The organism is Lysinibacillus sp. NPDC047702 (genome assembly GCF_050272555.1).
In the GTDB taxonomy this organism is placed as follows: domain Bacteria; phylum Bacillota; class Bacilli; order Bacillales_A; family Planococcaceae; genus Lysinibacillus.
In genome coordinates this window covers 136,837-161,240 of record NZ_JBNNMG010000006.1, presented here as the reverse complement: position 1 = coordinate 161,240, position 24,404 = coordinate 136,837, and the positions used below count along the sequence as shown (strand labels likewise).

General features: G+C 36.3%; 14 protein-coding genes. 6 read left to right on the top strand and 8 right to left on the bottom strand.

Going from position 1 to position 24,404, the window contains the following annotated elements:
• Positions 1-339: 339 nt before the first annotated feature.
• Positions 340-1,419 (bottom strand): glycosyltransferase family 4 protein, encoded by a 1,080-nt coding sequence (locus ACQKIM_RS05285; protein WP_427540135.1) that lies wholly within the window; start codon positions 1,417-1,419, stop codon positions 340-342.
• A gap of 224 nt (positions 1,420-1,643) precedes the next feature.
• On the opposite strand from ACQKIM_RS05285, the gene secA2 reads away from it, so the two are divergent.
• Positions 1,644-4,010, top strand: coding sequence for an accessory Sec system translocase SecA2 (secA2, locus tag ACQKIM_RS05280; protein ID WP_427540132.1), 2,367 nt, complete (start codon positions 1,644-1,646; stop codon positions 4,008-4,010).
• Positions 4,010-4,912: an accessory Sec system S-layer assembly protein gene (locus ACQKIM_RS05275; protein ID WP_427540129.1), complete on the top strand. Its 903-nt coding sequence runs from the start codon at positions 4,010-4,012 to the stop codon at positions 4,910-4,912. Before secA2 ends, ACQKIM_RS05275 begins: the two co-directional genes overlap by 1 nt.
• Positions 4,913-4,971: 59 nt before the next feature.
• On the opposite strand, the gene ACQKIM_RS05270 is transcribed toward ACQKIM_RS05275, so the two are convergent.
• Positions 4,972-5,892 (bottom strand): LysM peptidoglycan-binding domain-containing protein, encoded by a 921-nt coding sequence (locus tag ACQKIM_RS05270; protein ID WP_427540126.1) that lies wholly within the window; start codon positions 5,890-5,892, stop codon positions 4,972-4,974.
• A gap of 249 nt (positions 5,893-6,141) precedes the next feature.
• Here ACQKIM_RS05270 and brnQ point away from each other — a divergent pair, with 249 nt between their 5' ends.
• Positions 6,142-7,461, top strand: coding sequence for a branched-chain amino acid transport system II carrier protein (gene brnQ, locus ACQKIM_RS05265; protein ID WP_427540123.1), 1,320 nt, complete (start codon positions 6,142-6,144; stop codon positions 7,459-7,461).
• A 98-nt stretch (positions 7,462-7,559) separates the two neighbouring features.
• Positions 7,560-8,945: a S41 family peptidase gene (locus ACQKIM_RS05260; RefSeq protein ID WP_427540120.1), complete on the top strand. Its 1,386-nt coding sequence runs from the start codon at positions 7,560-7,562 to the stop codon at positions 8,943-8,945.
• A gap of 523 nt (positions 8,946-9,468) precedes the next feature.
• Here the strand turns inward: ACQKIM_RS05260 and murJ are convergent.
• The 4 genes from murJ to ACQKIM_RS05240 form a co-directional block, all read right to left on the bottom strand.
• A complete protein-coding gene (gene murJ / locus ACQKIM_RS05255; protein WP_427540117.1) occupies positions 9,469-11,010 on the bottom strand; it encodes a murein biosynthesis integral membrane protein MurJ in 1,542 nt (513 codons plus the stop codon).
• Positions 11,007-12,107: a glycosyltransferase gene (locus ACQKIM_RS05250; protein ID WP_427540115.1), complete on the bottom strand. Its 1,101-nt coding sequence runs from the start codon at positions 12,105-12,107 to the stop codon at positions 11,007-11,009. Before ACQKIM_RS05250 ends, murJ begins: the two co-directional genes overlap by 4 nt.
• Positions 12,104-13,249 (bottom strand): polysaccharide pyruvyl transferase family protein, encoded by a 1,146-nt coding sequence (locus ACQKIM_RS05245; protein ID WP_427540112.1) that lies wholly within the window; start codon positions 13,247-13,249, stop codon positions 12,104-12,106. Before ACQKIM_RS05245 ends, ACQKIM_RS05250 begins: the two co-directional genes overlap by 4 nt.
• Before the next feature lie 562 nt (positions 13,250-13,811).
• Positions 13,812-16,079 carry an S-layer homology domain-containing protein gene (locus ACQKIM_RS05240; protein ID WP_427540109.1) on the bottom strand — a complete coding sequence of 756 codons (2,268 nt, stop codon included), beginning with the start codon at positions 16,077-16,079 and terminating at the stop codon, positions 13,812-13,814.
• 235 nt (positions 16,080-16,314) lie between these two features.
• On the opposite strand from ACQKIM_RS05240, the gene ACQKIM_RS05235 reads away from it, so the two are divergent.
• Positions 16,315-18,291, top strand: coding sequence for an S-layer homology domain-containing protein (locus ACQKIM_RS05235; RefSeq protein ID WP_427540106.1), 1,977 nt, complete (start codon positions 16,315-16,317; stop codon positions 18,289-18,291).
• Between the two features lie 388 nt (positions 18,292-18,679).
• Here the strand turns inward: ACQKIM_RS05235 and ACQKIM_RS05230 are convergent, their stop codons facing one another.
• Positions 18,680-19,960, bottom strand: a complete 1,281-nt coding sequence (locus ACQKIM_RS05230) for an oligosaccharide repeat unit polymerase (protein ID WP_427540103.1) — start codon at positions 19,958-19,960, stop codon at positions 18,680-18,682.
• 354 nt (positions 19,961-20,314) lie between these two features.
• Here ACQKIM_RS05230 and ACQKIM_RS05225 point away from each other — a divergent pair, with 354 nt between their 5' ends.
• Positions 20,315-22,240 carry an S-layer homology domain-containing protein gene (locus ACQKIM_RS05225; RefSeq protein ID WP_427540100.1) on the top strand — a complete coding sequence of 642 codons (1,926 nt, stop codon included), beginning with the start codon at positions 20,315-20,317 and terminating at the stop codon, positions 22,238-22,240.
• Positions 22,241-22,318: 78 nt separating this feature from the next.
• Here the strand turns inward: ACQKIM_RS05225 and ACQKIM_RS05220 are convergent, their stop codons facing one another.
• Entirely contained in the window at positions 22,319-24,268 is a 1,950-nt protein-coding gene (locus ACQKIM_RS05220; RefSeq protein WP_427540097.1) for an N-acetylmuramoyl-L-alanine amidase, read from the bottom strand.
• Between the last annotated feature and the right edge of the window lie 136 nt (positions 24,269-24,404).

Genomic DNA, 24,404 nt, shown 5'->3' with positions numbered 1-24,404 from the left:
ACCGTTCAAAATCCGCTTAAAGGTCTTTTTATCGACGGGCTCCATTTTGGAGGGCGTCGATAAAAAGAGCAGACCAACCAAAGGGCGGTAGTAAAGAAACGCTCGATTTTTTGTGTCCATTTTATTGACATAAGACCAGTTTCTTGCCACATCCGAGCTTTTTGAGTCGTTACCCGAGTATTTTCACTTGAAACTGAGCACTTCCCACTCTTCTCCTAGACTACTCTCTGGCCGATTCCACATCCAGAATCCCACCGTTAGCTACAATTATCCCCTAAAAATATAATTTCAAACAAAAAAACAACCACACATAAAAATGTATGATTGCTTAATATTTTTTTATTTATTAAATATCCGAACAAAGTTCAGTAATGGTTTATAGTTTTTACCTGCTAGTCCAATGACTTCGACAAAGATTTCAATAGCCGTTAAAATTACAGCGACTAGTAAAATAGCTCCCCATACTTTTGCCATGGAGAAAATAATGGCTGCCAAACCAAACATCATTGCAATACCATAAATAATAAGCACTGTTTGGCGATGTGTGAAGCCCATATCCAGTAATCGATGATGTAAGTGTGATTTATCTGGATCAGACCATTTCTTCTTCATACGTACACGGCGAACAATGGCAAAGAAGGTATCAGAAATTGGTACACCTAATATAATTACTGGAATAATTAAAGCCACGAATGTGACATTTTTAAATCCAAGTAATGCCAGTACAGAAATCATAAATCCAAGGAACAGCGCCCCTGTGTCACCCATAAAGATTTTGGCAGGGTGGAAATTATAAAATAAAAAGCCGAATGATGCTACTGCTAATATAGCGGCAAGGACTAAAACAAACATATTGCTCATAATAAAGGCCATAATCGCTAATGTTATAAGGGCAATCGTTGAAACACCTGCAGCTAGACCGTCTAAGCCATCAATTAGATTAATAGCATTTGTAATGCCGACAATCCATAAAATTGTTAAAGGAATACTTAGTAATCCAAAATCTAATTCACCGAAGAATGGTAAGTTAATTGTGTCAATTTGAATTCCGCCCACAAAAATAATGATTAGTGCTGCTGCAAGCTGGCCAAGCATTTTTGCCTTTGCAGAAATCTCACGCATATCATCTATAACACCTGTTGCAACAATAATACAAGCACCAATTATGATTGCCAATAAACTATAGTTACTAACATTCCCTGGTAGTACACCTTTTGAAGTTAAATATGGATAGAGTATGGCAACACCTATTAAAAAAGCAAGGAAAATTGCCAATCCGCCAAGTCTTGGCATAATTCGCGCATGGACTTTTCGATAGTTTGGTGCATCAACAGCACCTATTCTGAACGCTAATCGTTTAACTAGTGGAGTTAACAATATGGAAGCAACAAATGCTGCTATTAAAGACACGTAAATCATGTCTCTCCTCCTCAAAAAATAATCTACATTGGAATCCAAATTGATTATAGCACGAACCGGCAACGAAATATACTTTTTCTATTTATTTTCCACCAATTCACAAAAGTTATTCCTCACTTTTAGTATGGCAGATTGCTGTATGTCAAATGTAGTCACCATTCGTAAAATTTGATAGAATAATGAAGTGTCTAGCATTTAGACAACCTAAAAGGAGCGTAAATTTCATGTTCTCAATTTTTAAACGTAACGATGAGCAAACTAGTGCTCGTCAATTAAAACGCTACTATAAAATAGTAGATCAAATTAATAATCTTGAAGAAAAATATGTCAACAAGTCAGATGCAGAATTAAAAGAAATGACTTTTGTTTTCAAGAATCGTTTAGAACAAGGTGAACCAATTACATCAATCATCCCAGACGCATTTGCTGTTGTACGCGAAGCCTCAAAACGTGTATTAGGTATGCGTCATTTCGATGTACAGCTTATTGGTGGCCTTGTTTTAACGGAAGGCAATATTGCAGAAATGCCTACAGGTGAAGGTAAGACGCTTGTAGCCTCCCTTCCATCCTATGTACGTGCATTAGAAGGAAAAGGTGTTCATGTCATCACGGTCAATGATTATTTGGCGAAGCGTGACTATGAATTAGTTGGGCAAATCCATCGATTCCTTGGCTTAACAGTTGGTCTAAACATACCAATGATGGAGCCAGATGCAAAAAAAGAAGCTTATGATGCAGATATTACTTATGGTGTTGGAACTGAATTTGGCTTTGATTACTTACGTGACAATATGGCCCATAGCTTGGCAGAAAAAGTTCAACGTCCTTATCACTTTGCCATTATTGATGAAGTAGATAGTGTACTAATTGATGAGGCAAAAACACCACTGATTATTGCTGGAAAAATGGCTGCGAATGATGAACTACATCGCATTGCCTCTATGCTTGCTAAACGTTTCAAAGCTGAGGTTGATTATGACTTTGATGATGAAACAAAGGCTACTTCATTAACAGACAAAGGCATTGAAAAGGTAGAGGCTGCCTTCAATGTTGATAATTTATATGATCTTGAACACCAAACACTTTACCATTATGTTATCCAAGCTGTGCGTGCTCATGTCATGTTCCAGCGAGATGTTGATTACATCGTTAAGGATGACAAAATCGAGCTTGTGGATATGTTCACTGGCCGTATTTTAGAAGGTCGCTCACTTTCTGATGGCTTACATCAAGCCATTGAAGCTAAAGAAGGTGTGACAATTACCGAAGAAAACAAAGCACAAGCTCAAATAACAATTCAAAACTATTTCCGCATGTATCCGAAGCTTTCTGGGATGACGGGTACGGCGAAAACACAGGAAAAAGAAATACGAGAAGTGTACTCCATGGAAGTTATTCAAATTCCAACAAACCGTCCACGTCAACGTGTCGATCAGCCTGATATTATATTTAGCACACAAGAAGCGAAATATAAGTGCGTGGCAACTGAAGCAAAGGAACGCCATGCGAAAGGGCAACCTGTTTTAATTGGTACAACATCTATTTTACAGTCTGAAACAGTTGCTGATTACTTGAAAAAAGAAGGCTTATCATTCCAATTGCTGAACGCAAAAACAGTTGAGCAGGAGGTTGAACTCATTTCACAGGCAGGTCAAAAAGGACGTATTACAGTAGCGACAAATATGGCTGGACGTGGTACAGATATTATGCTTGGTGAAGAAGTACCTGAGCTTGGAGGCTTATATGTTATCGGTACTGAAAAGCATGAAAGCCGTCGTGTAGATAATCAGCTCCGTGGTCGTTCAGGTCGTCAAGGTGATGTTGGTGAAAGCCGCTTCATTCTCTCTATTGAAGATGATATGTTCCGACGTTACGCAAAAGAAGAAGTTGAAAAATTCTCTGCAAAAATGATTGTTGATGAAAAAGGCATTATCCAAAACAAAGATGTACAAGAGCTTATAAACCGCACACAGCGAATTGTTGAAGGCTCCCAATACGGTATGCGTGAATACAATTTAAAATTGGATGATGTTATTAATGATCAGCGTACAGTTATTTACGGTCTTCGTGACAAAATATTAGCTGGTGAGGATTTATTAGAGCAGTTGCAGCAAATGTTCTACGAAACAGTAGATTTCGCAGTACGTGATGCTTCACCAGAGGAATTACCTTCAACTGAATGGGATTATGATGGTATGGAAAAAGCATTAAACAGTCTATTCCTTACACCTATCACAATCGATAGAGAAGTTGGAAAGGTAATCCCAATTTTAGATTCCCTGCAAAAACCTGTAGATGAGTTAACAGCAAAAATGGAAAAATTCGCAGAAAACGATCGAGTTATTGCAATCATTCCTCAAGTAATGCTGAGTTATTTAGATAGTGGCTGGGTAAAACATTTAGAGGCGATGGCACACTTAAAAGAAGGTATTGGGCTACGTCATTACCAACAAGAAGATCCTATGCGTATCTATCAGCGTGAAGGTTTAGAGCTATTCGCTAAAAACTTCCAGGAATTACGTCGTTCTATAATTATTGAAATCACAGGCTTTATGAAAATGATTGAATCTGAACAGGAGGCACAACAATAATGGGTCTATTCTCATTCTTTAAAAAATCCGATAAACTTGGACAAGAAAATACAATTGATTCCAAAGATTTACTAGAAAATATCAAGGTAGAAAATACAGACGATGATCGAGATGTTGAGACGAAATTATCTTTTCATCCAGATTGGGATGTTCCGCAAGAGCAGAAATATATCTTTAATTTCCTTGCAAATGAACTAGAGCCGTTAAAGCCTAACCAATTATCACTTTCTTCTATTAGTATTGATCCAGAGCTTCGTACTGGAAAATGGTTAGTACGTGCATTTTTCCGCTCTTCATTAGCTGAAGAAATTGAACTAGGTGAAATTGAGCTATTCATCATGGATAAAAATGATGAGCTAATAGCAACGAAAAGGTTCGACTTTAAGGCACTAGGTACGATCCCTGCTGAAAGTGCTCGCCCATGGGTATTTGAATTTGAACAATCAACAATCAAGGTCGATAAAATACCTGAAGAAGGCTGGAAACTAGCTTTTAATCTAGTATCATTACGTGAACATCAGTTAGAGTTGGACCCAACATGGGAAAAACAATTGCCAGATGCACAAAAAGAAGAGCTTGCTAAAATCGTCAAAACATTGCCTAAGTTAGGCGAAACAGAAGTCAATTTTACTGGACTCCAAGCTAAGTTCGCTAACAATGGAAGTTTAAATGTTTCCATCTTTATTCGTAATGGTCATAGTAAAGCTATTAATCTTGAACAGCTTCCTTTAGAAATAATTGATGCCAGAGGAAAACAAATTGCTAAAGGCTCCTTTAATATGGAACCTGTTCTAACTGTTCAGCCTAATTCAACGAAGCCGTGGACGTTCATTTTCCCGCCACAGCTGGTTAATCCAAAAGGTGCAGATCTTTCTCGCTGGACAGCACGCGTAACGCAATAAAAGACAAAAATCCTCTTATTCTTTCACCAAAGAATAAGAGGATTTTTTTTTTTTTTTTTTTACTTTAATAGATCAAATCGTTTATACGCGACTAATCTGCTGGACCAATAAGAATATGTCACATCAGAAATTTCAACACCATCTGTTCCCGCATGGATAAATTTATTACTCCCAAGATAAATACCCATATGGGATATTCCTTCTTTATATGTGTTCTCGAAAAATACCAAATCTCCAGCTACAGGGTTATTAACATGCGATGTATTTCCATAAAAATATCCCTCACTACTATCTCTTCCAATTTTTAACCCGCTTTGATTAAAGGCATAGAAAATTAAACCACTACAGTCAAGCCCATCAGGAGTGTTACCACCGTAAAGATATGGTGTTCCCACCAACAGATTGGCTAGCTCAATTGTTTTCTTATAGACAGCTTGTCCACTCAATGTTGGATCCTTTGTCGTTACCTTTGAAGGCGCTCCCGTATTTGAAGTCACATTATTATGTATTGTTTCACCCTCAGGGATGGATGCAACAGGAGACACCTTTAACACTTGTCCAATGTAAATAGCATCTGTTGTTAATTCGTTCCAATCCTTAAGCTCTTTTAAAGTCACATTATATTGCTTAGCAATCTTAGATAATGTGTCACCTTTCACGACTGTGTAGGAAGTACTAATAGGCTTTGATGGTGTTACTGGCTTTGTTGTCGATGTCGATGGATTTGATGGTTTCACCTCTTGTTTCGAAGGTTCCTTTGTAATCTCTAGCTTTTGAGCTACATAAATCGTATCCTTCGTTAGATTATTCCATTTTTTGATATCCTGTATCGTTACTTGATGATTTTGGGCGATTCTAGATAGAGTATCCCCCTTTTGTACAGTATACGTTGATGTTGCTGCTTCTGCAGTCTGTAATGCGAAAAATGAAGTAGCGATAGTACTTAAAGCAAGGATTCTCCACCTTTTTGATTTTTGCATACCCAATTGCCTCCGTTCATGCTAAAATATTTCCTTGTGTGTCTATCATACTAGATATTTAATTGTTCAGAAATCGGAAATACTGACTATTTTTCAAACAATCTATCAAACCTATAGGAAACGACAGATTCCGACTATATTACAATAGTATTATATTGCAAGATTAGACTTCATATGGTAACATACACTTCTGTATTTAAAATTTTTAGAAAGTTTTATTTATTCAATATTAAAGGAGTTTTAATTTTTATGAAAAACATCATGCTTTTCATCAAAGAAAATTTAGCAGTAGGTTTACTTCTATTTGCCTTGTTCTTAGGAGCTGGAAATATAATCTTTCCACCGTTATTAGGTCAACAGGCTGGTGAGCATATTCTATCAGCAATGATTGGATTTTTAATAACAGGTGTTGGTTTACCACTACTAGCAATAGTTGCTGTAGCAAAAGCTGGTGGTGACTTACAATTGCTCGCTAACCGTGTGAGCCCTACATTCGGCGTTATCTTTACGTCCATTGTATATTTAGCAATTGGTCCATTTTTCGCTGTTCCCCGTACAGGATCCGTATCGTATGAAATAGGGATAGCCCCTTTTCTTCCAGAGACAGCAATAGAGCATTGGGCACCACTATTCATTACCTCTGTCTTATTTTTTGCCTTAATACTCTATTTAGCCATCAATCCTTCAAAGCTTGTTGATCGCGTAGGTAAAATATTAACTCCAGCACTCTTGGCAGTTATTTTATTATTAGCAGTTAAAAGCTTTATTTCACCAATGGGTGAAGCAGGCAATGCTGTAGGAAAATACACAATATCCCCTTTTGCTGAAGGTTTTGTACAAGGCTATTTAACAATGGATGTACTAAGCGCGCTTGTATTCGGTATCGTTATCTTACAAGCATTGCAAGGCATGGGTATGTCTGATACAAGAAAGCAGGTCAATACAACAATATTTGCAGGCGTTGTAGCTGCTCTTGGTTTATCATTTGTTTATATCTCACTTGGTCAAATTGGAAACACAAGTATTGAAGCAATTGGTGCCTTAGATAATGGCGGAAATATTATTGCAAAATCAGCAGAAGCCCTATTTGGTAGACTAGGAAATGTTATTTTATCTATTACTATTTTACTAGCTTGTATCTCGACAGCAGTAGGTTTACTTACTGCTAATGCTCAATATTTTAACAAGCTATTTCCCAAAATCTCATATAAATCATTTCTAATCGTTTTCACTATTTTGAGTATGGCAATTACAAACGTCGGTCTTTCCACAATTATTAGTGCATCTACGCCAGTATTATTAATTATCTATCCATTGGCAATGGTGTTAATGGTTTTATCACTTTTCGATAACTTCTTTAAAGGTGGACAAATTGTTTACATTCTAGCTTTAATTCCAACATTTTTTGTTAGCTTGTATGATGGTTTCAAGGAAATGGATATAAAAATATTACTATATGAGAGAATTTTAAAAGTTCTACCTTTTTATGAGCAAAATCTTGGATGGCTTGTACCCGCATTAATTGGTGCTCTTATTGGCTTGATTATTTATAAAATTCTAAAAAACTAGAATCTTCTTCGTATGAGGTTCTACTAAACTACCTCTTTCCTATTCGCTGTTATATGGAAATTCATGTATACTTATAGATATTAGAAAAGAGGTGTCCTATGAAAAAAATAGTGTGGTCTTTCGTATTTATGTTAAGCTTCTTCATCATTCCATTTACCAACACGCAAGCAGCCAGCAATGAACAACCGCTTGTAAAGGAAATCAAGGAGATTATTAAAGAAAATTATGTTGGTACGATTAAAGGTGAGTTGCAAAACGCAAAAACAATTCCTGAAATGATTGATATGTTAGACCCTTATTCCACGTATTTTACGAAGCAGGAATTTGAAGAATTTATGAATAGCATTAACCTAGCAACAATTGGTATTGGTGTTATCATTGAGGAACATGAGGATGGTATTCATATATTACAGATAATTGACAATAGCGGTGCTTCTGATGCTGGTATCATAGCTGGCGACATCATTACCGAAATTAACGGTCAATCTATCGTAGGACGCTCAACCCAAGAAGCCTCATCCCTATTAGTTGGCGATGAAGGTACTAAGGTCGATATCACATTGCAAAATGCAGATGGCAAGACTTCTACAAAATCTATTACACGAAAAAAGTTCACCCTACCGAATGTGGAGTCGGAATTATTATTCGGAGATGTTGGTTATATTGCCATGTCTTCTTTTTCAGAGGACGGGGCGAAACTTGTAAAAGATGCACTTATTCAATTAAAGCAACGTGGTGCGACTTCCTTTATTTTAGATTTACAAAACAATGGTGGTGGCTATGTAGAAACGGCAGAGGAAATTACGGGACTTTTCTCAAAGGCAAAAATCGCCTATTTACTTGAGGAAGCACATGCCTCATATGAAGTTCGAGCAGTCCGCCAAAATGAAAAGTTCCCTGCTAATACCCGTATTCTAGTTAATCGCTATAGTGCTAGTGCCTCTGAGATGCTAGCTGCTACTTTACAAGATCAACAAGCTGCTATTTTATACGGGGAAACAACGTATGGCAAAGGAGCTATGCAGGGCTTTTTTGAACTACACGATGGAAGCTATTTAAAGCTGACTGTTGGGAAATTTACAGGTCCTTTAGGTCAAACAATTAATGAAGTAGGTGTCAAACCGAACATCACAACAAAGACAGCACCTATTTTCCAGGCACATTATGATGCACTAAAGGAACAATATATAAATTATAAGGAGCTTACAAGCTTAAAAAATGTATCAAATACTAAAACATTTACTGTGAAATTTTCACAAGCGCTCTCTTCTAAAATTGCTGATGGCAGTGTACAGCTTGTTGCTTTAGGTGGTACTGAGGTACCAATCACTACAAAAGTTGAGGGCCATTCATTACTTGTTACGCCATCCCAGCCACTAAACAGCGGACAAGAATATATGCTTCTTGTACATCCATCTGTTCAACAACAAACAGGCAATAAGCTTCAAAAAGGTAGTTATTTGCATATTTCAGTGAAAAACTAAAAAATCCCGCTCATCTTTCTATAGATGAGGGGGTTTTTTCTATATGTTTCCAGAATAATCTCTCAAGAAATATAAAAAATGTTAGCCTAAAACACTCGTATCCTGCGAAAATGGCTAACTGACCTGCCTCGTGTCGCTGCCGCTTCACTTTCGTGCAAAAAACATCTGCAGGCCGAGGCACAATTCAAAATTCGGACGTAATTACGCTAGGGCGAAATTGATAGAAAATAGCTCCATCCCTTTTTTAAGCAATAATTGTTTACTTTCACCATTCGAATTAATCTTTCTACCTCTTGCCATGCTGTCCACCTTATCTTTGTTCGAAGTAGATATATTCCTTAGGCATTACCAAAATATATACCCTACTTTAAATACAAACTAATGCGAAATTCCTTGCTTGTTCACAAAACATCCCTGACCCTGAGTAATATAGAACCCATCAGTACATCAACTTACAATGTTAAAGGCAGGACTATTATAAAAAATGGATATCCTTGAACGAATTCTCGGATACCCACTATCTTTATTGCTTTAAAAATTTTCTTTTTAACTTATCACTAAATTCTTTGACTTCCTTCACTCCAAATAATAAGTACGAGCCAACAACCACTGCGCTAAAAATAACAAGGCTTGCAATGAACGTTATATATCTGTTGTCAAATATTAAAAACTTACTTGAAAAATACAAAACAATTGTGATAATGATCATTGGCGGAACTGCTCTGAAAAATTGAAGCTCTTTGCTAAAAATACCCATTTTCAAATCATACTTATAGGCTGCATAAACAATCAGCATAATAAAGTTTGTTACTGAACTCACTAAAGTACCCCATGCAATTGCCTCTGCTCCATATTTATCGACAAGCAGCATAATAACGGCAATGTTAACAACGAATACATTTATTAAGCTGAAGATAACCGGTGCTATTGAGTCACCCTTTGCATAATAAAAGCGCGTTATATACATGTTTGCAGCTAAAAAATACATCGATAAACAGAAGATTGCCATTACTGGTGTAGTAATTGCAGTTGAAACTTCATCAAAATTACCACGCTGATAAACAACCTGTATAAGATTCTCTGCGTAAAAATATGAGTAGATTGTTACAGGATAAAGCAACAACAATAGATAATGTAAGCCTTTGGAGTATAAGCTTTTAATAGAAGCATGGTCATTCTCTGCCTCTTTTTTACTCAAAATTGGAAAGATAACAGTCGTTACAGCTGTAATTAAAATTGCTTGCGGAAATTGCATAAGTCTTGAGGCATAGTTTACAGCAGCTACTGCCCCTTCAGATAACATCCCTGCAAAAACACGCTGTAATAATGTATAAAGTTGAATTGTAGCGCCACCGAGCATCATCGGTAAAATTATTACCCACAATTGCTTTGATGCCATATTACGTTCAAATGAAAAACCAACCTTATATGAACCCATTTTACGATAACCGACAATTAAGAAGTATATCATTATTATCGCACTTACTAATGCACTAATCCCATATCCCACTGCATCAATAGCTTCAATATTAGATAAAACTACAGCAATTAATAAAAAAACTGCATTATAAATTAAAATGGCAAAACTAGACAAATGGAATTTGTGATTTGCGTTTAGCAACCCACTATACCATGAGGATAATACGAGTAAGATTGATGAAGGCATCATCCAATAATACAGATTTTTAGCTAACTCTAAATCGCTTTGACTTAATTTCCCATCTTCGTCTTTAGCTTGATTAAACATATCCATAATCGGATTAGTAAATGCTAACATTACAATGGTCATTATGGAGACAGTTAACAATACAATTGTAAAGGACTGTTTAACAAATAGGGCACGGTCCGTTGTTTCCCGATTATAAATAGTGATAACAGCAGTAGTAAATGCACCACCTACAACTAGATATAAAAAATTTGGAATTGTATAAGCTGTAAAAATACTATCAGCAACATGGCTACTGCCATATTGATAACTAATAATTACTTCGCGTAAGAATCCAAAAACACGAGATACAATATTAATAATCGTAACTGCCCCGATTATTTTTAAGAAATTATTCATAAGTCATCCCCACCTTCAATGGCCGACTTATAAATCTCTATACAGCGAGCTGTTATATTTTTTTCATCGTGAATGGCTAATACTTTGTCAATTGCTTCACGATTCATATATTGTTCTTTTGGCGTGTTCACGGCACGCAGCATCTCCTCAGATAAAACCATAGCGTTTTCGGGCTCCACTAAATGCCCTGCGCCTTCCCCAAGCAAAGATACAAGTCCACCTACATTTGAAGCAATAACAGGTGTGTCTGTCGCTAATGCCTCTAATGCCACTAAGCCAAATCCTTCTAAATGGGATGGTAATACAAAGACATCACTTGCTTGGAACCACTTCACTAGTTCTTGTTGTTTTAGTGGATCTACAAATTTGACGTCTTCACTAATTAATGGTTGCAAGGATTGGTAAAATGCCTGATCTCTTCTAGAGCCTACAATCGTTAACTCTACAGGTCGCGATACCTTTGTTTTAAGCATTTGGAAAGCCTGTAATAGCTCCTCCACACCCTTTTGTTTAATAACATTTCCAACAAATAAAAATCGGAAGGGCTCCGTAGCTAATTGCAATTCTGTACGTATAGCAGCTTGGCTTTCTTTGGTGAATACCTCTCGATTGACCCCCATGCTAACAACAGAAATTTTGTTCTGCTCAATGCCAAAATCTTGTTCTATTTGTTGTGCCAGGACAGGACCCACTGCAATAACGTGCTCACTTTCACGCAAAATACTTGCAGTCCAATTGCGAATTCTTGCATTCTTTTTAGCCATGCGTTCTATATCGCCACCATGTGCTGTGACAATAAACGGTATACCAAACATTTTCTTCAATAATAAAGACAGCATACCAGAAGGAAACACATAATGGGCATGTGTGACATCAATGGATTTTCTATATTTGAAGCCCTTCATCAATGTTGAAAAACCCCATTTTGCATATTTCATAATAGTGTTTTTCTTGCCTGTTGCTGGGTTAGTATTCACAGATATTTCTACATCTAGCCCTGCTTTTTCAAGTGCTGTGACTTGGTTTTTCACAAAAATACCGAATGATAAATGATCAGATGTTGGATACATATTACTAATGACGAGTATTTTTTTCATAGACGTGTCACTGCCTTTTTCATTAATTCCTGACCATGCATGGCCTCTTTATGAATTTGTGTAGCAATTTGTTTCGTCTCTGCAATTGACTGCTTCCAATCGCTACTTAGTTTGCCAACCAATGTGGATAGGGCCTTCTCATCATCCTCTAAATCCTGCATTTGTATGCAACGATCTGATGCGCCCACAAAGGACATAAAATCCTGAACTTTTGTATGGTAGGATATTGCAATAATCGGTGTTTCTGAATTCGTTGCCAAAATAAGAGAATGCAAACGGGTACCGATAATAATATCCTGCTCCTCTGTTACTTCAAGTAATCGCTCTGGCACCAAATTTTCCTCAATAATTTCTGTATGTGCACGTTGCTGCATTTTTTTCTGAATATCCTTGGTCACAGTAACGTCCTGCGGGAACTTCGTAGCAAAAAAAGTAATGTGGATATTGTGCTCAGAAATTACATGATCTAAATTTTTGGCCATGCTTGTCACGTATGCATCGTATTTTTCAACATTTCCTTCTGGCCAATAATTTGCATTATAGTAAGGAACTGCTGACACCCCTATTTTAACTGGTTTTTCAGCATAATTATGGCGATCCCCTTTTAATGTAAAGGCAGGATCACCAATAATTTCGATTGGCTTTTTTACGCCAATACTTTGTAATAGCTTTTTAGACTGAGGATCCCGTACAGAAATACTTGCTGCATAACGACACATAGCACGAATGCTAATTTTTCCAGAAAATGTATCCAGTGGTCCAGCACCACATCCGTAAATAATGTAGGGAATATTACTTTGTTTGGCCATCATTGCATACGCTCCATACAGGTGAGCCTCACGTTTATAGAAATCCATTAAAATACCACCTCCACCAATGATGAGGAGGTCAAAATTTGCTACATATGGCTTATTATTTTTATAAGTATGGATAAACGTTTTAAATAAGTTACTCTTTCTGTAATACAATGGATAGCTATGTACCCCATAACGCTCGGATGTTTGTTGTGTGTTATTACTAAAAACGGTAATGTCATCACTAGTTACCGAAAATGTTTGTTTTACTTGTTGAAGAATGCCGTATAATATTGATTCATCACCATTATTATCATTGCCGTAATTCCCCACAATGCCTATTTTCATTAAAAAACATCCTTTTACTTTTTAATACTGAGATTATACCACAATTGTTCATCATCGTTCTTTTTAAAAATAGTAAAAAAAAGAGGAGCTTTTTACTAGTTAATTCCTCCCTTTAATATGAGGTTAATATAGTAGTCATCTGAACCTTCTTCTAGTGATGAATCCACTAGTCTTTATCAATTTCGCCTTGGCGTAATTGCGTCCAGATTTTGAATTGTGCCCAGGCCTGCACGATGCAGGTCAGTTAGCCGTTTTCGCAGGATGCGAAGATTTTAGGCTAACATCCTTTTATTCATTCCTTTGAAAATCCGTGACATCCGCCAGAGGCTTTAGACCAACACGATGTTGGTCACTCAGGCGTTTTCACAGGATGTGAAGATCTTAGCCTGAGTTCCTCTATTTCAGTAGGTGTTTGGACACCCACTGAAAAGGAACCAATACCGCATTCATCTCACCACCTGTATACGTGGGAGTCGTCTGCTGAATGAAGATAAACAAAAATAGCAAACTAGATATAATGACTAGTTTGCTATTTTTCACATACAATGCCCTTCTTTAAAGACTATTTTCCTGGCTGAATAGCTCTATATAAGAATAATCCGAAGTGAGCGCGACTAATTGATTCATTTGGCTTATACGTATTATCGTTATAGCCTGTTGTAATTTTATTTGCCGCCAATTGTTGAACATATGAGTAAGCCCAATGATTCTTTGGTACATCTTTAAAGTTAATGTTGCTTGTCCCGTTTAATTTATAAGCTAATGCTACTACTTTTGCCATTTGTGCACGAGTCAAGGTGCCATTAGGATCGAAGGTATTATCACCTTTCCCACTCATAATACCTGCCTCTACAACTGCTGCAATCTGTTTATAGTATACATGATTCGCAGGAATATCTTTCAAACCTGGATTTTTTACATTTGACGTATTTAAACCTAATGCTCGGCTAATAATGACTGCCGCATGTGCTCTTGTCAGTTTATCATTCGGTCTAAATGTGCCATCTGCTTGCCCTGTAATAATATTATTTTTCGTTAAATATTCAATTTCTTTATAGTACGTATAGTTATTTGGAATGTCTTTAAACAAAGCAGGTTTTGCTACCGTTACAGCAGCAGCTATTGTTTTTGTTCCTAAAGTTGCTATGACCTTTCCTGTTGTACCTGGGTTTTGTGCTGTAAACTTGCCATCACTAGTAATAGTACCAATATTGCCTTCCACTGACCATTTCACCTGTGATGCATCATAGACAATTGGTTTACCACTATCATCTTTTGCATCCACTGTAAACTTAGTCGTTTCACCAGCGCCTACAGTTTTTGAAGTTGGCGAGATATTCAGTGTAGCTGGTGCATCGACTACCTTCACTTGGAATGATTGGACAGCTGAACCATCATAGTTGATGTAAAGACGATCATCACCAGCTGTCGTTGATGTATAATTTAAACCATTAATGTTTAAAGTATTATTCTCTGAAGTAAGTGATAAACGACCATCTAGTGGAAGTGTCGTATAATTATCATCTAAAACATATTGTACTGCTATACTAGACGATGCACCTGCTAAAAGAGTTGCATAGTTTGTACTATTTGTATATTTAAGATGAGTTGCTTTACCGGTTGGTGCTGTACTAACTGCTAATAGTGTTGCAGATACAAGACGCTGTGTGTTACCTGAATTAGAAGGTAGGTTTGCTAATACAACATTATTGCTACCGTAGTTACGAATCCCCATTGTTGTTGATCCGCCACCATCTAAGTTAATTGCTTGATCTACACCAAGAGTTACTAAATAGTTCGCAAGTTGAACCAAATTCATACCCTTACTATGCTTCTGACCTCCATCAACTGTAATAAAGTGTACTGTTTTTCCATTATTACTTGTCGCTACTACAGTGCGAGGTACAACCGCTTTTGCACGACTACTAGATGTGCTCATCATAATATAAGGCTTATTATCCTTAACTAAATACGGACCACTTGCTAAGATAAATTGAGCATCCTGCCAAAGCTTATCAATAGAAAAGTTAACACTTAGCTCGTCTCCAATTGCTACTTGACCTAATTTACTGTGCCAATCGCCACCTTGTAAAGACACGACAAACCCAGTTGAAGGAATGGATACTTTTTCCTTAGATCCATAAGGTGTAATTTGAGTTACTTTTCCAGTTAACGTTTGACCAAATTTATTTTCAGTTACTGGCTCACCTGTATCTACGACAATTTCAAAACCATATTCATTTGTATTTGTTGTTTTACTATAAAATTGTGGCGTATAAATAATTGATTCATAGATATTGCGATCACGATTCATACCTGTCATTTCATAATTTGTACCGTTATGAGACAGTGTGACATCAAAGTCAAAATAATCAATAACACCGCGCCCATCTGCTGCCATCCCAAATGCAGTAGGTACATTCATATATTGATCAGAGCCATTTGACACAGCCCCGCCGTTTAAAATCACATTATTTTTTGCCAATAAAAATAATGGGTAACCTTCAGACATATTAAAAAAGCTTGCATTAATAGCACCCACTACCCGATTGTCTTCACGTGAAAGTCGATTAGCATTTGCTACAGTCGATTCTTTTCCATTGACTGCTGCAGGCATACCTAATTGTACTTCTGTTGTCTCACCTACATCAATCGCTATATGATTAATGGAATTTGTATAGGTATTGCTGTATGTATATTGTTTATACTGCACACCTTTCGAGAGCGGATAATCCTTTTTGACCGTTTGAGATGCATAAGCATTCAACGGACCCATCACCATTGACAATATCACAACTAAAATTAGTAAATTTTTTGCTATTCTTTTCATTTTTTGCGCTCCCAAATAATTTAGAGCCCTCACTCTCCCCTCACATATTTTACCTCTATAACATTATCAAAAATATGCCAAAATAGCTATGGAACATTTATGCTATTTTCCAGTTTCATATAATTGTAAAGAAAACTGTTTATATAGTCTCATTTTATGATTTTTCTAACATTTGACCCTTATCGCGACACTATAACTTTGTTAAAATGGTGTAGAAGTTTAGGAGGGTAAAAATATGAAAAAACTATCAATCATAGCATTGCTCATGACTGTAGTTGGCTTACTTTTTATGCAACCACAGCTAGCATCAGCCGATGAACTTTCAGGGCATTCCCATGAACCGGGTCTTCGTTATTTAATTTCCAAAAATGCATTAGTCACAGATGCCAAAGGAAGCTACTGTCCAAATGCGAATGTAACACGTGGCGAATTCGCTTCTTATTTAGCAAAATCTATGGATCTTGAAGAAGCGAACAACATAGTATTTACCGATGTCCGAAGTACATATTTGTATGCGGCAGATATTCAGCTCGCTGCCACGGCTGGGATTATTACAGGCTACAAAGATGGCTCATTTAAACCGAATGCAGCTATTTCAAGACAGCATATGGCGATTATGCTGGAAAGAGCTATAAACTATTTAGAAATTCCAAAAGGTACTTCTTCTATTACCTTTAAGGATAATGCAGCGATTATTAAAGAATATCGCCAGGCAGTTGCTATAGGTGCTCAATTAGAAATCATTAAGGGCTCGGATGGTTACTTTATGCCAGAAAAAAATGCAACAATCGGTCAAGCAGCTTCATTTATCCATCGACTAATGACACTTGCTGATGCAAATACTGGTAATGAAGATGGTGGAGAATCAAACCCTGGTAATCCTAATGGCGGTGACCCTAACGGTGGTAATCCAAACCCTGGCGAATCAAATACCACTAAGTTTGCTGTGAAGGAAATCTCCAATGGCACACTGGTTGGTAATCAAGAATTCACTACCTTTGATGCTGCCGAAAAGGCTGTAACAAACAATACACAGGTAATTGTTCAAAATGATAAAATTATGAAAATGTCCTCAGGCTATGTTGTGACAAATGATTATGTTGTCTTAAATTCTGAAACGATTAAAGATCAAATTGGTGTTGCTGGGAATACTGAAATGGAATACCTTAGCAGTGATGCTACACAGGTGAAGGTTCGACTAGCAGGACAAGTAGGCTATTTAAAGCACGCAGATGTGACATTAATTCCATTTTCAATGAGCAAAGGCCGTTCTTACTATACAAATGACAATGGTGAAATTAAACACACGCTTTACGATTATAAAACAAATAAGTATTCCTCTAGCTATGTCTTCGGAAAAGCGCCTTCTTTTATGAAGCCAGGCGAAAAATACTATAGTTGGGATGGTATCAATTTTACAAATGGAAATGGCTCCTCTAAAGGTGAAGCCTATAACTACTATCAATTTTTACCAGCTCGTGCTAAAACACAATATACAGCAGAGGAACTTGATACGTATATTATGAACAAGCTGGCGGAAGTGGAAAGCACAGGAATCGCCCTCTATAAAGATGCTACAACGAAAAGTAAGCTTATCGGCTTAGGGCAAACATTAAAAGAGGTAGAAGAAAATTCACAAATTAATGCGCTGCTTATTTTATCACTTGCTCAGCATGAAAGTGCTTATGGTATGAGTGAGAAAGCCCAAAAATTAAATAATTTATTTGGTTTATATGAATATGATACAAACCCACTAAACAAAAAATTTGAAAGTGTTGCTGCTAATATCAGTGAGCTTGTTGAAAAATTCCTTCAGCCAAACTATATTACTCCAGGGGGGTCTCCTGGTAGAAACTATGCAAATGGTGCAGTAGTTGGTTCAAAGGCTGTTGGCTTTAATGTAAAATATGCTTCTGACCCATTCTGGGGAGCGAAAATTGCTGGTCATTACTACCGTGCTGAAAAGGCATTAGGCTTTAAGGATGCCAATAATCCATATACAGTTGGTATTACAACGACTACTGGTTTAAATGTTCGTACAGATGCATCGACAAGCAATGGCCCACTATTCACTTATGCAAGAAGTGGTATGCCTGTTATCATTACAAGCTCTGCTACAAATGGCTGGTATGAAGTTCTTTCTGATAAGCTTCATTCAGAAACAGCTTTTATTAGTAAAGACTATGTGCAAGTGATTAACACTGTAAAATAAAAGAAAAGTCGTCCTTCATGCAAGGGCGACTTTTGTTTTGTTGAAAAACTATTAGGTCGATGAAAATAAGTTATTCTATTCGTGTATTGCTCTGTGGCAAAAACGGAGCACAGGAAAGACATATATAATAACTATTGGAACGAAGATGGTGATTCTATTTAGCACAAGTAGCCTTCTATCTAGCACAAATCCTAGTAAATCAAACACATTTCCTTATCAATTCAGCAATCCTCCCCCAAAAACAGAGATTTCCTTACGTATTCGACATAAAACCAATACTTTTCATAGAACTCAAAAATATTGCTTGGGTAATAATTTTTATTCATCCGTATAAATAATCTCTCAATAAAAAAAGATGCCTCAAAAAATTTGAGACACCTCTAAATTGCTAATACCGAAGTTTCTTGTTATCCACATTTATAATCGCAGAGGCAATTATTACAAAGCCAAGCATTAAAATAAAGATTAAATCCAGTAAGCCTGTGTGCATTGATACTGTAAATAAAGTAATAACAAAAGCATAGGCTACCGAGTGGAAGCTACGAATACCACCTTGCTTCACTTTATTATAAATAAGTGAAATTAGTACGCCATAGAGGAAAAAGCCAATTGCTACAAGAAGATATCCACCATCTAAGAATAATTGACCGATAAATGTTGGTGTAGTTGTTCTTGTTGGACGTGTAATATATTTACCTTCCTCTACGCTTAAAGAATTTACAACCTCTGTTACTCTCATACGCGGTGACACTTGCTCACCCGGTAAAATCGTACTGAAGATACCCCCATGAATTTCTCCATTCAGGTAACCTTCCTCCTGTGTATACTCGATAATTTTACTTAAAACAATATGACCAGTCACACTCTCACCATTTAATGAACGAATCCACTTAGGTGTTAAATTAACCTTTTGCTCCACGGTTAACAGTTTTTCTTTTTCCGATTCAGTTAATTCTACATCTGGCTGTTCACGGCTGTTAAATTCCTTCGTTGTATCCTCAGTTAATACACGCAGGAAGCCGAACATTGAAAATGCTACACCAATCACTAGCAGTGCTGTCAGGAACCATGTCAGTTTCACACGCTTTACAACATAGTGGAAAATAATAATACCTGTAAATAACATGATAATTAATGGTGTACGATATCCCATTAATAAGAATAAGAACATAACACCAGCGTAAATGGAACCATATATTAAGACTTTCTTCCATGACATGTGCTTTTCTAATATCATTTTATAGGATAATAACAATAACACACCAAACCATAATAATTGGGCAAAGAAGTTTAATTTTGGATTGAGGTTACGACGGTTGGATTCATCAGCAATCCCTAATCCCCCACCAAAAATCATTAAAAAGTATGATGCTAGACCAAGTAATGTTAAAAATACAATGAAATGAACAACATATTTGCCAAAGAATGATAAACCAAATGATGGGATTGTCCACTGCAATTTATCAATAATAAAGACTCCGATGTAATAGCATGCAATCGCTAAAAGTACCGCAGGCCAAATTGATACGCGTAAATTAAATAGTTCAAATCGATGGAAATCAAAAAGACTTGTAAAGAAATAGAGTACTAATATAAAAGGTAAAAAGAAGTACGGTGAAAATGTATCAATCTTGTTGACCTTTGCAAAAGTTTGTTTCAGTTTATTCATAAATGTTATACATCTCAGTAGATGTGATTGCCCTCCTCTATCGTGAATCATCGTTGTGTAATTCTTTCATTTTCTATACAAAACAAAGGTAATTATATCATAAATACAGATAGACTTATAGAAAGGAATGAATGTATTTTATATGAAATCGAGCACGATTTCCCTATTTGTCCAAAAAGAGGACTACAAACCCATTTCGTAATTTTCTTATCCCCACTTTCTTTAATTTAAAAAAATATCAGATGAAAATTTTAGAAAAGAGCCAAATATTAATGATTCATCCATTATTTAGATGTATGATGAGTAATAGTAAGGCATGTTTGATGTAATATACAAATAAAGGATGTGGATTTAATGAAGAAATTATGCGTTTCATTCTTCTTACTTTGTGCGTTTCTAGTGATTGCTACTTTATCACCTACGGAAGCACAAGCAGCACAAAAAATCGGTGTTGTTTTTTCAGAAAGCAGTGAAAAATATGCGAATACAACACACCCAGGCGGAACATATAAAGGACAAGCTGTTTCACCCAAAGTAGATTATAGCTCTACTTATAATAAAGAATTAAAGGCTTTTCTTCTCTATCAGCAACAGGGCTTTCAGGTCGAAAAAATTTATGAGAAGGACCTAAATAATTTAGAAAATTTAAGTCAATATGACGCAATCGTCTTCGCTTACACAGTTATGATGAATCATCAGCAACGTGAAAATGTAAAAATGTACATAAGAAATGGTGGCGGTGCCATCCTTGCATTCCAAACAGCACGTAACGAATCTGCTAAATTTCCTAAGTCAGGTCAAATGGATCTCTCACCTTTAATCTATGATGTAAATTCATGGGTTATGGAGTGGGATAATTTAACGGAGGTCTTCCATTCACGTTTTATTGACGATATTATGCTTGGAAATTCAACAATAAGTAATCTTAATACCGTTCATCCCATTATTCAAAATACAACAAAAGAGCTTGGCAAAAGTAAGCTTAGTCTTACAAAAACAGATCAAGATTGGGTAGAAATCATAAAACCTTGGCAAGGCGGGTCTGCAACACCTATATTATATTTCTCAGATTATAATAGTACAGATAAACCAAAGACTATGAAAAAAAATGAATATGGTGCAGCACATGCTATCGAATATGGTAAAGGTCGAATCGTACAAATCGGCTTTAAAATCTATGATTATATCGATTTAGATACAAAAGCAGATTGGCAGGATAATGAAAATGGAGCTGCCTTTTCAACAACACGTGGTGACAAAGATGCCCAAGTATTTATGAAGCATGCTTTAAATTGGGTAACCGAAAATCACAATGTTTTTGTTCCACGTCGTTATAATTTGTCACTTTACTCCGATAGTGTTCAAGGTTATGTAGCTCCATCTGGGAAATTTGTTTTCTACTCTACTGTCACGATTAAAAATAATGGCAATGTGCCTGCACGCGGTACCTTGCAAGTAGAAATTTTAGATGCAAATGATAAGGTTGTAGGCAAAGGGCATGAACGTTACATACCTGGTCTTGCTGCAGATGCTACAACAAATAATGCCGATCAAAAAGACATCAGTACTCACACCGAAAAATATCAAATTTTTATGCCTGGTAATTTAGCTGCTGGAACATATACAATACGTACATCCTTTATAGAAGGGCGTGATGATCGTAAAAATGCTGATGAAAAATTTGCTACGATTGCAGAAATTAAAACGCTCACACGCGCAAAAGGTTCCAGCAAAGCAACAATTTCGTCTGCACCATTCTTCCAGGATGTAGCGAAATCTAATGGAGCTTACTATGATATTAAAAATTTACAAGCATTAGGGATTGTCAAGGGAAGTAATGGAAAATTCAATCCACAAGGTACCTTGACACGCTTACAAGCAACAGAAATGATACTACGAGCACTAAATATTCCAGCTTCAAGTTCGGCTACATTAAATGCTCAAGACATTAAAGCAGGTGATTATGGCTATGCCGTATTAGCAACAGGCGCACGATACGGAATTATTGCTTTAGAGGATGGCAAAATGAATGCTCATCAGCCAATGACTCGAGCTGCTATGGCAAGAGCACTTGTTAACGGCTTCAAGCTACAGGGGATTGCAGAAATTACCTTCTCAGATGTGCCTAAATCACATTCCTATTATAAAGAGATACAAGCACTTTATGCACTCGGCATCACAACTGGCTATGCGGATCATACATTTAAACCAAATGGTACAGTGACACGCCAAAACTTTGCTCAATTCGTCAATAGAACACTTCATGCAAATTCAAAATAAAATAGGAAGAGTGAGTTTTTTTAAATAATAAGAATAAAAGCTACAACGTTTACCCTAGCACGTTGTAGCTTTTTCTTATCATTGTTTTGAGTAATATTCCACAATACCCTTGTAGATAGATTCAGCAAATAGCTCAATATATTGATCATCTGTCAATTTAGCACGATCTTCACTATTTGTTAGGAAGCCTAGTTCAACTAAGATGGCTGGGATATCCGTATTAGCAATTACAATGTATTTTGCTTCTTTGACTTTACGATCTTTCATATTTACGTTTTTAACAATTTGATTGTTTACAAATGTCGCAAGATCGATGTCTTCTTCATACATATCACCTGGTGTTTTAGCATAGTATGTTTCGGTACCTTGTGCATCAGTATTATTCTTTGCTGAGTTAACATGGATACTTACGAAGATTTCACCATAATTAGCATGTGTAAAGTCAACACGATCTTGTGGTGTAGGAAATGTATCCCCTGTCCGAGGCATCAGTACCTTTGCACCTGCAGCCTCCAGTTTATCCTTGACAAGAGTACCAACCTTTAATGTAATGTTCTTTTCTAGAATATTAGTACCGTATTGAGTGCCAGGGTCCTTGCCACCATGACCTGGATCAATTATGATAATTCGATTTTTTAACGGATCACCATTTTGATTTAATAGCTTTAAATAGGATTTATGGACATACCCATTTTGACCTTTATAGGTTACCTGCGCCCAATAACCATTCACACTATTTACTTGAACATATTCACCCTTTTTCACCTTATCTACTACTGTGGAAGTAGAGTTTGCCTCTTTTCGGATATTTAAATTATCAACTGTCACCCTACCTAATAGATCACCTGAAACTGATGGCTGGGTCGGTTCCGGTGTTGGTGAATCAGGAGTTGGTGTTGTATCTGGGCTCGGTGTTGTATCTGGAGTAGAAGGCTTTTCTACTACAACTTCCTCTGTACTACCCGCCACGATATAGCCTGGTAATCCGTTTACTACCGTTAAATAGTAGCCGCTTACAGTGTTATAAACAGGTAATTTAACTTTACTATTAATAGTTGAAATAACATTTGATGTGGACGTTGGTTCTAAATAAAGATTTATATTTTGTGTTGTAGTAACCTGCTTTTTAGCATTACCTAATGCATTACCATCTACATCTAAAAACTGAGCATATGTTTTATAAATAAAAGCATAGCCATCATTAGATGAAACTTTTAGCCAGTCTCCTTCTATTGCATAGACTGCTAATTTACTACCTTTATTCACCTTCCCGACAATGTTGTCTATAGATGAAGAATCCTTTGACTTACGAATATTTAATCCGTCAGTTGTAACTTGGATAGTCCCTATAATATCTAAAATATCAGGTACAACCACTGCTTTTATTGGCAATTCTAAACGATATTTATCATTTTGTGCACGGGCTACAAATAAGGCAAATTGTACGCGTGACACTTGGTCATTAGGATTATATTTCTGATTACTTCCCTTTGTAATACCGTTATAATAAATAGTATTAATATACTGATTGTAAGGGTGTGTCGTTTTTACATCAATAAAAGGAGAATCATTTTTTTCATATTGACTTGAATCCAACTTAAATGCTTTTGATAATACATAACTCATTTCATCACGAGTTAGAGGTTTATTTGGTGAGAATTGATCCTTCGTATTTGTTGCAAAGTAACCAAGTTGGATAGCACGTTCTACATAACCCGAAAGTTCCGTACCAACAGTTACATCAGAAAAGCTAGATTTTTTTACAGTTAGTGGTTTATTACCTGAAGCAATCACAACCATTTTGGCAACTTGTCCACGAGTTACCTTATTATTAGGCTTATAATAGGTTTTACCTTTCTCCGTATACCCTTTGATAACACCTAATTTAATTAAATAATTGATTTCTTCATAAGCTTCGTGCTTGGAAGAAATATCTTCAAATTTGCCGCTAGCACTTACACTATGTATGGTAAAAAAAGTTGATATAAATAAAATACATACCATAAGACTAATTTTTTTAAAATACACTCCGTATTCCCTCCTTTTTATTTGCCTCTCCTTTTTTAAAACTAAGAGTTTAAAACCTCCTTTTATTAGAACGATATATCTCTACCTTTTGTTACATAATTTCGTAATTTTAGCAAAATTTATTTCTTATTATATA

What these genes read in the sequence shown, in the direction of transcription:
- ACQKIM_RS05250 (WP_427540115.1), bottom strand. Translation starts at nt 12,107, where the DNA reads ATGAAAAAAATACTCGTCATTAGTAATATGTATCCAACATCTGATCAT.
- brnQ (WP_427540123.1), top strand. Translation starts at nt 6,142, where the DNA reads ATGAAAAACATCATGCTTTTCATCAAAGAAAATTTAGCAGTAGGTTTA.
- ACQKIM_RS05270 (WP_427540126.1), bottom strand. Translation starts at nt 5,892, where the DNA reads ATGCAAAAATCAAAAAGGTGGAGAATCCTTGCTTTAAGTACTATCGCT.
- murJ (WP_427540117.1), bottom strand. Translation starts at nt 11,010, where the DNA reads ATGAATAATTTCTTAAAAATAATCGGGGCAGTTACGATTATTAATATT.
- ACQKIM_RS05260 (WP_427540120.1), top strand. Translation starts at nt 7,560, where the DNA reads ATGAAAAAAATAGTGTGGTCTTTCGTATTTATGTTAAGCTTCTTCATC.
- ACQKIM_RS05285 (WP_427540135.1), bottom strand. Translation starts at nt 1,419, where the DNA reads ATGATTTACGTGTCTTTAATAGCAGCATTTGTTGCTTCCATATTGTTA.
- ACQKIM_RS05275 (WP_427540129.1), top strand. Translation starts at nt 4,010, where the DNA reads ATGGGTCTATTCTCATTCTTTAAAAAATCCGATAAACTTGGACAAGAA.
- ACQKIM_RS05225 (WP_427540100.1), top strand. Translation starts at nt 20,315, where the DNA reads ATGAAGAAATTATGCGTTTCATTCTTCTTACTTTGTGCGTTTCTAGTG.
- ACQKIM_RS05240 (WP_427540109.1), bottom strand. Translation starts at nt 16,079, where the DNA reads ATGAAAAGAATAGCAAAAAATTTACTAATTTTAGTTGTGATATTGTCA.
- ACQKIM_RS05245 (WP_427540112.1), bottom strand. Translation starts at nt 13,249, where the DNA reads ATGAAAATAGGCATTGTGGGGAATTACGGCAATGATAATAATGGTGAT.
- ACQKIM_RS05230 (WP_427540103.1), bottom strand. Translation starts at nt 19,960, where the DNA reads ATGAATAAACTGAAACAAACTTTTGCAAAGGTCAACAAGATTGATACA.
- secA2 (WP_427540132.1), top strand. Translation starts at nt 1,644, where the DNA reads ATGTTCTCAATTTTTAAACGTAACGATGAGCAAACTAGTGCTCGTCAA.
- ACQKIM_RS05235 (WP_427540106.1), top strand. Translation starts at nt 16,315, where the DNA reads ATGAAAAAACTATCAATCATAGCATTGCTCATGACTGTAGTTGGCTTA.